The 12175-nt window shown below is 36.0% G+C and carries 10 protein-coding genes; 4 read left to right on the forward strand and 6 right to left on the reverse strand.

The window, feature by feature from the left end:
• The 3 genes from QT16_RS13670 to QT16_RS13680 all read right to left on the reverse strand — a co-directional run.
• On the reverse strand, positions 1–771 hold a 771-nt coding region (locus tag QT16_RS13670; RefSeq protein WP_039488738.1), incomplete at its 3' end, for an IS481 family transposase.
• A gap of 218 nt (positions 772–989) precedes the next feature.
• On the reverse strand, positions 990–2510 hold the full coding sequence (locus QT16_RS13675) for a hypothetical protein (RefSeq protein ID WP_039488739.1): 1521 nt from the start codon (positions 2508–2510) through the stop codon (positions 990–992).
• A 129-nt stretch (positions 2511–2639) separates the two neighbouring features.
• A complete protein-coding gene (locus QT16_RS13680) occupies positions 2640–3506 on the reverse strand; it encodes a hypothetical protein (RefSeq protein WP_024597939.1) in 867 nt (288 codons plus the stop codon).
• A gap of 252 nt (positions 3507–3758) precedes the next feature.
• Here QT16_RS13680 and QT16_RS13685 point away from each other — a divergent pair, with 252 nt between their 5' ends.
• The gene (locus tag QT16_RS13685) at positions 3759–5651 is read left to right on the forward strand and encodes a winged helix-turn-helix domain-containing protein (protein WP_039488740.1); all 1893 of its coding nucleotides are present in this window, start codon (positions 3759–3761) and stop codon (positions 5649–5651) included.
• 431 nt (positions 5652–6082) lie between these two features.
• On the opposite strand, the gene QT16_RS13695 is transcribed toward QT16_RS13685, so the two are convergent.
• The gene (locus tag QT16_RS13695; RefSeq protein ID WP_039488742.1) at positions 6083–6292 is read right to left on the reverse strand and encodes a hypothetical protein; all 210 of its coding nucleotides are present in this window, start codon (positions 6290–6292) and stop codon (positions 6083–6085) included.
• Between the two features lie 812 nt (positions 6293–7104).
• Between QT16_RS13695 and QT16_RS13700 the strand changes: the two genes are divergently transcribed.
• On the forward strand, positions 7105–7983 hold the full coding sequence (locus QT16_RS13700; RefSeq protein ID WP_039488743.1) for a hypothetical protein: 879 nt from the start codon (positions 7105–7107) through the stop codon (positions 7981–7983).
• A gap of 291 nt (positions 7984–8274) precedes the next feature.
• Here QT16_RS13700 and QT16_RS13705 read toward each other — a convergent pair whose 3' ends face one another.
• Entirely contained in the window at positions 8275–8742 is a 468-nt protein-coding gene (locus tag QT16_RS13705; RefSeq protein ID WP_238719445.1) for a hypothetical protein, read from the reverse strand.
• Between the two features lie 199 nt (positions 8743–8941).
• Complete coding sequence (locus QT16_RS13710) at positions 8942–9334, reverse strand: hypothetical protein (RefSeq protein WP_039488745.1); 393 nt, start codon at positions 9332–9334, stop codon at positions 8942–8944.
• 1252 nt (positions 9335–10586) lie between these two features.
• Between QT16_RS13710 and QT16_RS13715 the strand changes: the two genes are divergently transcribed.
• Both QT16_RS13715 and QT16_RS13720 read left to right on the forward strand, forming a co-directional pair.
• Positions 10587–11114, forward strand: a complete 528-nt coding sequence (locus QT16_RS13715; protein WP_238719446.1) for an RNA polymerase sigma factor — start codon at positions 10587–10589, stop codon at positions 11112–11114.
• 63 nt (positions 11115–11177) lie between these two features.
• Positions 11178–12155 carry a FecR family protein gene (locus tag QT16_RS13720; RefSeq protein WP_039488746.1) on the forward strand — a complete coding sequence of 326 codons (978 nt, stop codon included), beginning with the start codon at positions 11178–11180 and terminating at the stop codon, positions 12153–12155.
• Positions 12156–12175: the final 20 nt, after the last annotated feature.

The raw sequence follows: 12175 nt of genomic DNA on the forward strand, positions 1-12175 counted from the left end.
GATATCATTAATAGCCAGATATAACTGGTAATCATGATGTTCGACTTTGCCACAATATTCAGTGCCTCTATCGGTTAGAATACGTAGCATGGGAAGCTCGTACTGTTCGAAGTACGGCAGTACTTTGTCGTTGAGTATGTCAGCCGCAGTAATTGGCGTTTTCGTGGTGTAGAGCTTAGCGAACGCTACTTTGCTGTATGTATCAACGAAGGTTTGTTGGTAGATACGCCCAACGCCTTTGAGATTACCCACGTAAAATGTATCTTGAGAGCCTAGATAACCTGGGTGAGCCGTTTCAATTTCACCACACGCTTCGTCATCATGTTTTTTCTTTTCAAGCGCAGCTACTTGAGCGTCGGTGAGAATGATACCTTCGTTAGCAACTTTATTTTCTAGTGCCTTGAGACGCTTTTTGAAGTTCTCTAGGTCATGACGTAGCCATATTGAACGAACACCGCTGCCAGAAACGAATACGCCTTGTTTTCTGAGTTCATTACTCGTTCTGTGTTGGCCATGAGCTGGATAATCGACAGCGTATTTAATGACGGCTTGTTCAGTTGCTTCATCAACTCTATTTTTTAAGTTTGGCGCTCTACGACTTTTATCAATTAACGCATCAAGTCCACCGTCTTCGACGAGTTCTTGATATCGATAAAATGTATCACGGGATACGCCCATCACTTTGCAGGCTCTTGATACGTTGCCAAGTTCTTCTGCAAGATTAAGTAAACCCGCTTTGTGTTTAATAATTGGATTGTTAGTATGTAGCATGAGAGTTACCTCTTATATGTTTTGATTTAAAGATTCGACACCTTTTATCAAAACGGGTAACTCTCACTTTTTCAAGTTGATGTGTCAGATCTTGTCTGAACTAATACACTTTAGCTTATGAAGATTGGCAATACTAGTTTTTTACACGGAAAGATTTTAGCTAGTACAATCAAAAAGGGCTTCTAATAGAAGCCCCTTTGCTCTCATACAAACAAAATTTATTTTACTAAGGTTTTCAAATCTGCAGCAGTGCCGTTATACATTTTCCAATTATCAACAGACTCTATAATTTCTGCATTCGGAGATAATAGGCCTAGTGTTAACTTTTGGTCACGCTTAAACAAAGCAAGTCCAATATAATCATCTACACGAAGCATCCCCGTTCGATTATAAGCAACACCATCTGAGTAAACTAATGAAGTCTGGTTCATTTCAAATACTGGCGAGAACGCTAGATCTTGGACATACGAAAAACGCGTATCAACTGCTTCACCACTGTCATATTCAACAGACATACGCTCTTCAAAATCAACTTCATAAGCAACACCATCAAATTCACCTGCACTATCATCCGCTAAGCCCGTATAAATAGAATGGTACCAATCACGATCTCGAAGACCCATACCTTCATTCACAGCTGCAGAATAGTCATCCATCCACATGAAGCCACCACCATATCTTCTTCCGTTTACTATCTTTTCTACTTTAAACAATAGCGCGGTACCCGCATCTGATTTATGGCCATAAATTAAGTTGTAAATTAAAGTGTGACTATCTTGGCTTGTTAGAACCATCGAACCATCAAGATCAACGTTAAAATTATAACAATCAGCATCCACATCAGCGTTTAAAGGTTGCCCTGAATCAACAAACGCATTTTTTATACAAAACTGCTCCCAAGAACTCTCTGCTTTAATAGTTACTTGGCCATACTGATCACCATCAAGGCGGTCAAAATGGTATGCACTCCAATCACCCACAAACGAAGAGAGCGTGGTACCTTGGATGAAATCACCTTCTACAACGTCAACCTCTACGCTAGGTACCTTTAAATAAAGCAAACCATTTTCATCAAGTTCAAATGAAATCTCACTGGCAACAACACCCGACTCAAGCGCTGCATAAACAGTATCAGCAGCAAGAGAGACGTCATACGGCACATCCGTTAAGGCCACACCTTCTTGTAATAATTTAATTGCATAGTCAGATGCCAAGCCAACCAAAACAGCTTGTGCATTGCTATCATCTAGCGCCGTGTAGTCACCTTCAAACAAACTCACATCAACCGACCATAAATCTGCGATTGACTCAACAGAGTAACCAGAGTCTACAGCCATCGTTGTTACAGGGCTTACATTCGCTGAGCCAGCTTCTGCATACATAGTGTATGAGTGACCCACAATGTTGCCCTCATTTACGTTCGCTGTTTTCTCTGACACTGCATCAATAATAATTGCTGTATCTGTGTAGTCACCTGACACTGTAAATGCACCTGATGCTGATGTTAGGCCTAAAAACTCAGATTCTTCACACACTAAGTTTTGGTTTACGTCTGCACAAACGCGAGCATCGCTTAGTGGTCCTACAGTACCAATAACAAAATCAACATTGGTAACAACGCCAGTTGATGTGTCACCAGTCGAGTCCGGTACCTGCGTTTCAGAGCCAGAGCCAGAACCAGAACCACCACCACAAGCCGCAAGTAGACTACAAAGAGATAAGGTAATTAATTTTTTCATTTTTATATTCCAATATTTTTAAGGTAGGTAAGCAACTGGGGTGCCTGAAGATTAAACTTTGATTTTTAGCCTATTTTTTGTTTGTAAGCGCGCTCCACTTAGAGCTCTCTTTAAACGACTTACAACAACTCAGCTGTTGGCTACACTTTTAAGATGTTCTAGTAAAATTCCCATTAACTTTTCATCGTATTGTGATGTCCCGTCAGGGCTTACAGAAACAGGATGACTTAAACGATATTCAACTTTTGACTTACCGCGATACAAAAAGATTTCCAAATCTACATTCGCAACCGTACCACCTGAATTAAATGCAAAACTATTCTTGTAAACTCGCTTATTTGACTTGTTTTCATTAGGTCGCTGCTTTAACTTCCTCTCAAAACTTGTTTGAACAGATGCAGGGTCAAAATCAACATCAAATGAGCCACTTGAATAAACATATCTATCAATATCTTTACCCGGTTTATCCATCACATTATCGAGTAACTCTTGAAGTGTTTTGTCGCTTATTGGGGAAGATATTGGAATAAACAATGCGTCAGAAGCATCTTCTGCAGTCGCAGTCATTGCAGGTAAAAGGTTAACTTTAAAAGATTCAGTTGTTTCTTCAATTTGGTAAGGAAATGCAGTGTGAACTTTTGAAAGGTAAGTACTGCCTGAGCGAAATTTATCCCCGCGAAAGTAGGTAATCTTCACTTCAGAATCAGTTAGAGAAACTTTTTTACCCCATATTGATTTTATGTCTGCCGTTTGCCACTTTCCACATTCGATATCGCATTGCGTATATCCAGTATGAGCTGAAACATGCTCCCTTAAAGCATTTTTCACAGTCCCTAAAGTGACAACATTACTTGCAACGCCTGGTAGTTTTTTATATTCAAGTGTTTTATTTTTAGCCGTTAGACTCAACGGGATATCCCTGATATCGGGAGTTGACTTACAACCCGAAACAAAAGATAAAATAACAGCGATTACAGCAAGTCTTTTTAAGTTCATTATTAATAATTCCTTCTTATTTAAAGTTTAATTAAATGCGATTTTGTAAACTTATATACAATGGTTTTGAAGCATGTTTTTTCACGAAAGGAATATCTATGATTTTTTAAAAGGGAGGTAGTGAATAAATATAAAACAGTGTGATTTAGTGTGAAATATCATAATTATTAAATAGTTATAAATATCATGGATATTGTTGAAATAATCAAAACAAATGGTTAAACTCCCCGAAAAAATAATAAAGCTCGTCCTGTGAACTATAAAATCAATGACTTTTTAATCTCACCAAATATTAATTCAGCATCAAAAAACAACGAAAAATTTGAACTGACCTCTCAAGAAATAATTGCACTTAAGCTGTTTTTTTCATCCGATGATGGTTTTGTTGATACGCAAACTCTTGAATCAGAAATTTGGGGGGAGCGCATTGTAACCAAAAACTCTCTTCGCAAGCTAATAAGTGATCTACGTTTAAAATTTGGTGATAGTGAGTCATTTAAAAACATAAGAGGTAGAGGCTACAAACTCAAATTTGAATCGATTGAACCCTCAAAGGTTGCTCAAAAAAAAGTAAATGATTATAAGTACTTGTTCACTTTACTATTTATTATTTTGATATGTATTGTGGCAATTTTATCTTATAGCTATAAGGGGAAGATTGAAGCGTTACCGAAGGTTTCTACCCAAACCGTTTTTGAATCTAAAGATTATATTTTGGACTATGCAACTCATAACAATTCGCTATTTGTTACTGCGCGAGACAAAAACACATCAAAATTATACAAAGTTTTAAATCGTCAAAACACAGTGTTAATGTCGGAGAGTTATTCTGGTGCTTATCGCGGCTTAGAAATTCATAAAAGTGGCCGCACAATAATGCATGTAGTTGAAGATTCAAAATGCAAAATTAAAATCTTCCAAAAGCCTGTTGAAGACCAAATAGATGAGATTCCCTGTAACAGGCAAAATGCATTTCCCTCTTTTGATTGGATTGATGAAAATAGGTTTTACATTACTTTTAACGTTGATCCGAGTTCATCAATTAAACCTTTTATATATGACCTGACAACTAAACGATTAGAAGAGGTTTTTAGTACCAATTTTGAGTCAGAAAATAATAAAAATTTTATTGATGCATACATTAAAGGACACAATGATGGCGTATTTTCATTAAGAGAAAATCATTTAGATAAAATGTCTTTGACTTACTTTGAAGGTAATAATAGGAGAACACTTTATAAATTTAGAGCTAAACCTTATTCCGTTGCAGTTGCACAACAAAACCTATTCTTTGTAGGTAATAATAATGAACTATTTATGTTGCCCTTATCAGATGACATATTATCTCAAGATATAAATTTATCGCTATTGATGGCATCACAAGCTACCAAGATTGATGACCCTTTAGTTCTTGAAGAACAACTCTATTTCTCTTTAGGTAACGTTTCCAAGGAAGTTATATATAGTTCATCTGGGGATTTTACTTATAGTTTAGAAAATGGTGTAAGAGACTTCACCTATACTGATAAGGTGCTTACAGTTTTAGCATTAACCAATAGTGGTTACGCAATAGAACAACTCAAAGATGGACTTGTATTTAATACTATTTACTTCGATTCAAACCTGAGCCTTAGGCATATAGCTTTTTTTAAAAACGAAATATTCTTAGCTGGTGCTGATGGTGTTTATAAGTTAGTTGAAAATAAACTGATTCAGATTAGCAATATAAAAACTACTGAGCTCGTGTCTAACGGTAAATGTATGATCGCAGAAGGTGAAGGTATTCATTTACTTGACAAAAGAACACATACTTTCATAAAAATAGTAGAACAAGGTGAAAGAGCATTTCAAAGTGAGCAAGGGTGTTTATTTGTTGATACTCTTACTGGGAATATTGTTAATGAAAGTCGTGAAATAATAAGTAAGCAAACAAAGAGAAGGCTATTAATTGAACATAAAGGTATACTTGCACACCGCTACAATGTTAAGGAACAAACACATATTGTGGATATCAATACTGGTAAAGTAATAGAAAAAACAAAATCACGCGCCAGATTTACAAAGCTTATTTCCTATGAGGACGATATTCTATATTTAGGTGAAGCTGATGTTAATACATCCATTTTGAGGTTGAAATTAGATTAAAAGAGTATCAGCTATAATCACTCTGAACTTTTTATAGCTAGGGTATTTAATTTCCATTGAGTAAGTAAGCGCATTGAAATTTGATGAATCTATAGTATGCAAAATTTCATTTTTCATACTACGGAACGTAAAAAAAGCGCCTTGATAAAGTCAGGGCGCTTTGTGTTTAGGACAAATAAACAAGGGTTATACAAATTTAAATAGCAAATATTTGAGCATGATTCTCATACTACGCCCATTACTTTGGCAATATTTCTCGTAGTTAATTATGCCAATAGCCATCTTAGTGCAAAACAAACTCAGAGCTATAAACCAAGCTAAGTCTTCAGTTGATTGGTACAGTGTAAACAGTAACTCTGAGCCACCAAATGTAATGGTCGAATATACGATTTCTATTCGATACCGACTAATTGCTTTCAATATTTTGAGCATTAAAAGCCATCATCAAACGAGTCAAATGCATCAAAACAGTCACCATTACTTGAATCACTTATCGATTCTTCAATTTCATAAACAGTCATTACTCTATTAGGCTGGCCCACCACATTGCCACCAACATCTACGATATTAGTGCTGGCATTTGTGATAGGTAATCCTGTTGTTGGGTTAATAGCGATATCAGTAACGTCATTGTTTTTCATTTTTCAAACCTTATTAATCATTAATTTCTGCTATCAAATTTAATGATTTCGTGATAAAAAACAAACTTGTTTGACTGCGCAGCTCAGCAACAAACAGTTTGAATTAAGTAATTAGCCCTTCCCTTATTCCACCTAATTTTATTAAGTAAAAACCTTTTATTCTTTTCTAAAAAATTCATTAATAAGTTTAATTTGGAAGCGGCTTTTGTCTGCAAGACAGGTTTTTTAAAACGCATTTTTCGGCACGACAAACTGCAAAAATAGCGCCTCAGAATGAGGCCAACAAGCGCGTAATGTGGCGTAGGCGAAGCCGTAGACACATGGAGACAGCGCGAATGTACAGGCTGGTCTGTACTAACCGCGATAATGTTTCGCATCAGCGAAATTCGATATTAATTTGGCACAAATTGATATCGAACCATCTATTTTCGTCAGAAAATAAAAGCGAAGAAAAATGCGGATAATGGGGCACCCATCGCATTGTCTGAAGCGGCAGTATGGCGGTTAGTACGGAGCGTAGCTCGTACATTCGCGCTGGGTCTACAACGCTAGCGCGATAGCGCGTCGAGTCAGCTCGTTGCGGAGCAACACCAGAGCTGGCGGGCGTTTTAGTCCCTATGGTTAAACAACGAAGTTGAGAGACCATCCGCTGAAAGCGGCTTTTGTTGCGATAATTATCGCGACAATGATTCCGTGCATGCTGTCAGAGCATCTCGGAATGAAAAACGGCAATGTAATTATAAAATGATGATAATTTTTGTGTTGCGGTGCTAGTTAATTTTACTAATTAACTCATCAAAAGGACTTTTGAATTGACTCAGAAACCATCAAAAGATTTAGAAACGAACAACCTACTCCTCACTCACTACCCTCGCTATTTTGATATTGATATGCGGTATTATCCAGGCGCAAACAATCATCAAAAAGGGGTTAACCGAACTAGGTTGACCGTATTAATCGCGATTCGATTTTCCATTATTACCCCAGGCATTGTTCGTTGGTTATATGCCATCAATCATCGGTTAGCTTTAGAGCATTTAAACCGGCTAGAAAACGATGGTTTTTTGCGGGTGGTAAAAACACACCGAAGCCCAGACGGTCGAGTCTATGTACCTACCTACACTGCAGCCAAATTTGCAGAGGAGTTAATGGGCATCGATATACATTTTAGAGCGAATAGAAACCCTGCTCTGCAGTTCAATCAAAACAATGTAATGCATAACCTGATTAATGCATTTGTCATGCTGCGCGGTATACATAATTACCACAGTGATGAAACGTACGCACCAATGTGGAATGGGTTTATTACCGAGCCTGAATTTAAACGTATCAATAACCTATCTGATACACGAACTGTGGATGGCGCTGTGCTACTTCCTGATGGCTCAATAGTCGCTATTGAGGTGGAACACTCTTTTAAAAACAAAACTGCACGACAGGCCATTTTACTAAAATATTTGTCGTCTTTAAAAAAGGGCGATTACAGTAAGATTTTTTTATTCTCCCAATCAGTCAAAATTTTTGATGACATTAAGCGACTCCACGAACAGTTATTTGAGGAAATGCCGCAACGTTTTGACAAGAAGACACGAGCACCACTTCTCAGTGAAAGCGATGCTGAATTACTTCACTCGTCTATTATTTTCCGCACTAAATTATGTGAAGAAATTAATGAAATGTTTTATCAATAAACGATAGATAAGCAAAGGGGGAATGGATAGTAATCCATTCCCCCTTTGCTTTTGGCCTATTTAAAGCCTTGCCAACATTATTATTAAAAACACGCTTTTGTGAAGTAATAACAAGGCGCTATATTTGCGTCACGCCTTCCCCTAGAGGTGTAATCTCTATTAATGAGATTGAGCTGCTTAAACCAGTTTTCAGCTTAAGTAGTGAGCCTGCAAATAATGACTCATGGCATATTTTAGGGGTAATGATTAGGCAGTTATTTTATTATTAAAATAACTTATATTTGTCCTTTATTATTTATTTAGAAGACTGTTTATTGAATCTTGGATATTACGATCAATACGATCTTGTTCAAACTCGTCAACAAATTCATTTTCAATATCATTTTTATAGTCGTCTTCAAATTCATCCTCGAACTTACTATCAAAAACTGAATCAAAGCGCTCTTCTGGCGCATCACTAAATGCTTGCTCTGGCTCTTCATAAAACTCGTCATCGTAATCAGGATATGCTGGTACGGGTTGGTGTACATCGTTTATTAAACAAATCATTAATTTATACATCAACAATTTTACGCCACGATAATTAAGATGTTTTTTATTAAAAACTTGAGGCTCTACAATAGCCCAAAAGCCTTTAAAGTTAGGGTTATCTGCACTTAGCATGAGTTTGTTTATTTTATGATCGTTATCCCTTACAACCGTTTTGACATCTTCTAACAGGGTGATAATGTCTAGAGTAGAGGTATATCTGCAAGTCATAGAATTTCCTTATCGTAAATTAATTTTGATAATTATTATCCGTTAATAATTACTTACTCCCCTTATTATGAGGTTATTTATAAATAGGCACTCTTAGGGAGAAATAGTGACTTTTTTTGTGAGTTTAAATTATTTATTTAAAACACAATTGGATCAGAATCTTTAAAACTAAAAAGCGAGCCTAAAGGCTCGCCAGAGTTTATGAGCTTTCTATTAACCGTAACCAACTGTCTTCTGCAGCTGCAAAATATACGTTGGGTTTTAGCATAAATAGCTGCTCAAATTCTGCACTAAACAAGCTGCAAAAGTTTGTTATGTCTTCAATATGTATGAGTAAAAAAGCATACATCTCAATACCTTCCAAATACCTCTCCGAGAACTCAGGATTAGCAGCTAGTAACTGTTGAGAAATACTAATACCCAGCACACACCCCACGCTATCTCGGTGTAAATAAACGTAATTGGTGAAACCTAGTTCTAGTGTTTGCTTATCAACAACATCAGCTAGTAGCAAAATTGTAGAGCTGTCATCCCACGGTGATCTACTAGCGCGTACATATTGGCGAATAAACGGCGATTTTTGGTCTTTCATGACTTTTCCTCGTTAATTTGTCCTAAAACTAACTAGGCATAAGTGAGGAGAAAAATTGAAAGGTAATAAGATAAGAGACGTAAATTTGCAAAACACATCAAAAGCATTAAGGTTAGAGTATAACTTCAAATGTTAAGGTGTAGAAATGAGCGACTTTATATGGTTGTTACCGGCTACTGTGCTGACCGTAATATTAATTAGGCTTATTAAACAAACAAAGAAGGTAGATTAAGTTAAAGCAATAGAAAACTTCTTGGGTATAGCCGACTATAGCTAAAGTGACCAATAAGTCACTTTAAAACCCAAAATGCAGCTTAAAGATCCCTAAAAGGCACTTTATAGTTGTGTCATAAAAAAGAAAAATCTAAGTTTTGCTTTTATTAACTCTCAATTCTCTTTTCCAAATTAATTCTTTAACCTACAAAACATAAATATAAGATTCAAAGACTCTATAAGTCTAAAGTTTTCAACTATTCAGTTAATACAATTTGCCTTTTAAGACTGTTTTTAAGATACTAGCTTAGTGTTAACGAGTTACGTAAAGTCGTAGCACAAGCCATAGCACAACAAAGTAACAGACTGTTTTTAAAGACTTTAATTGAAAACCTTATAACTATCGCAGTTAATGCATTTACTATTTATGAGTAGAGCCATTTTTTAGCCTTTTCAATTAATATCATTATAAAACAAAAAGATAAGTAAAAACAAAGGTGTGTAAAGGCTAACTTTTGTGCAGCTCTAGTTTAATAAAAAGCCACTATTTTTTATTAAATCGTAACACACATTTGTAGCACCCCATTTTACTTTTGGGTGTAAATTACAACCGCGAATTATGCCTATCTTTCTCTGTTGCTTTGTTGATCTTAATCAATAGAAATAGCCGCACTTTTACTAAATTTGATATTATTATTTTAACTTTCCTAAGTTATTTATTTAAATTAATATAAAATTAGCTGACCTGCCAAAAAGCGCTTAGGCCCTCTACTTATATGCTAATCCCGTCAAAAGAACATTCAAATAAGGATAACAAGTGAATATAGTACCTCCAAGAATTTAGCCTTTTTCAAAGTGTTATTTTCGCAAATACTCTATGCCTAAAATTAAACCCTATTTAAAGCGTTAAGATGATCTAAATGATGCTTTACTCTTCGTACCATCACTTCAATTTACTTAATCGCTATCAACCTGGCTGTAATCAATTGGTCATATTATTCACTTAGTATTTATTTAAAATAAAATTCTAGACTGAGTAATGAAGACTTTTAAAAGCCCCCTGCCATCGAATTTAAATATTTTTTCTGAACAAAGCGATGTAAAAAACGTTATCAGCCATATTCGTAAATTCATTAGTCGTCGAACCAATAATACAGATGACGTAGACGATCTTGTGCAAGAAGCTCTACTAAGAACATTAAATAGAAATGACACATTAGAAATTGAAAACTTTCAGGCGTACATAAATCAAGTCGCAAAGTCTGTTATGTATAGTGATTGGCAAAAAAATAAAAGCCAACCAAATAATGCAGAAGATATTGAGCTTTTTACAAATGATAATAGCGATCCAGAAGCGCAGTCTATTACAGAGCAAAAGCTCGAGCTTGTTAAAAGTGCGTTGCAAGAGTTACCACCTTTAAGAAGAAAAGTATTTAAGCTTCGACGTATTGACGGATTAAGTCGCGAAGAAATTAGTCTGCAGTTAAATATGAGCCAAGAATCTGTAAAAAAACATATTACGCGCGCAATGATACAAATAACGCTTCACATAGAAAAAAATCAATAAAAATGTCCCCTTTATTACACTTTTACGCTCTTTATATTTAATCAACGCAGGTTAGGTTTTTTAATGAACGAACAACGCTTAGAACAGGCAGCAGATTGGGTAGATCGGATTAATGATTTAAATGATCATGACCGTGAAGAACTATCGCTTTGGTTAAAATGCACAGAAAATAAGAATGCATTTGAAAAAATAGCTAATGTATTTGGCGATCCTGCTGTTAAACAGGCTTTACACATTTACACTAAACAATATAGTTTACCGACTCCAATAATTACGCCTAATGCTAAACGCTCTAGAACTTTCCCTATGCTCGCCTTAGCAGCTAGTTTTAGCGCTATTGCTTTTGCAGTGTACTGGCTTGCTATATCTCAACAGACATTTACACCAACACCGATTGCAAAAACCGCAGTTAAATCTAGCCTGCCTCAGCTTTTAGAAGCACATTTAGGTAAACGTGTATCGCAGTTATTAGATGACGGTTCATATTTGCACTTAAATGCAGATAGTGAGTTAACTGCGCACTTGCTACCACACTCAAGGCAAATCGAATTAAAAAAAGGACAGGTTTTTTTTGATGTAGCCAAAGATAAAACACGGCCATTTATAATAAATTCAGGACAAGCAAGCATTAAAGTACTGGGTACTTCTTTTGATGTAGAGCGCAATAAAGATGAAGTAGTGGTAACTGTGTACGAAGGCAAAGTAGAAGTCTCGGCTTTAGATAAAGTGATATTAACTCCCTCTCAACAAGCTGTTATAAAAAATGGCCATATAACTGTAGATTATAGCCAGCAGTTAGCACAACTCCCTGCTTGGCGAATGGGTTGGATTGATGCAGAAAAAGAACCTCTAACCAGTGTTATTAAACAATTGCAGCGTTACAGCCCTATGGTAATTAAAGTGGATAACACACTAAATAATACACTAATTAGCGGACGATTTAATCTCGAAACGCCACAACAAAGCCTTATGCTCATTGCATCAACTTATAACTGGAAAGTAGATAAGAAGAACAACGTACTTCATTTAACGTTACCTTAAATGAGTAAAAAATATGACTG

This window comes from Pseudoalteromonas distincta (assembly GCF_000814675.1).
Taxonomy (GTDB): domain Bacteria; phylum Pseudomonadota; class Gammaproteobacteria; order Enterobacterales; family Alteromonadaceae; genus Pseudoalteromonas; species Pseudoalteromonas distincta.

What these genes read in the sequence shown, in the direction of transcription:
- QT16_RS13680 (WP_024597939.1), bottom strand. Translation starts at nt 3,506, where the DNA reads ATGAACTTAAAAAGACTTGCTGTAATCGCTGTTATTTTATCTTTTGTT.
- QT16_RS13695 (WP_039488742.1), bottom strand. Translation starts at nt 6,292, where the DNA reads ATGAAAAACAATGACGTTACTGATATCGCTATTAACCCAACAACAGGA.
- QT16_RS13710 (WP_039488745.1), bottom strand. Translation starts at nt 9,334, where the DNA reads ATGAAAGACCAAAAATCGCCGTTTATTCGCCAATATGTACGCGCTAGT.
- QT16_RS13675 (WP_039488739.1), bottom strand. Translation starts at nt 2,510, where the DNA reads ATGAAAAAATTAATTACCTTATCTCTTTGTAGTCTACTTGCGGCTTGT.
- QT16_RS13720 (WP_039488746.1), top strand. Translation starts at nt 11,178, where the DNA reads ATGAACGAACAACGCTTAGAACAGGCAGCAGATTGGGTAGATCGGATT.
- QT16_RS13715 (WP_238719446.1), top strand. Translation starts at nt 10,587, where the DNA reads ATGAAGACTTTTAAAAGCCCCCTGCCATCGAATTTAAATATTTTTTCT.
- QT16_RS13705 (WP_238719445.1), bottom strand. Translation starts at nt 8,742, where the DNA reads ATGACTTGCAGATATACCTCTACTCTAGACATTATCACCCTGTTAGAA.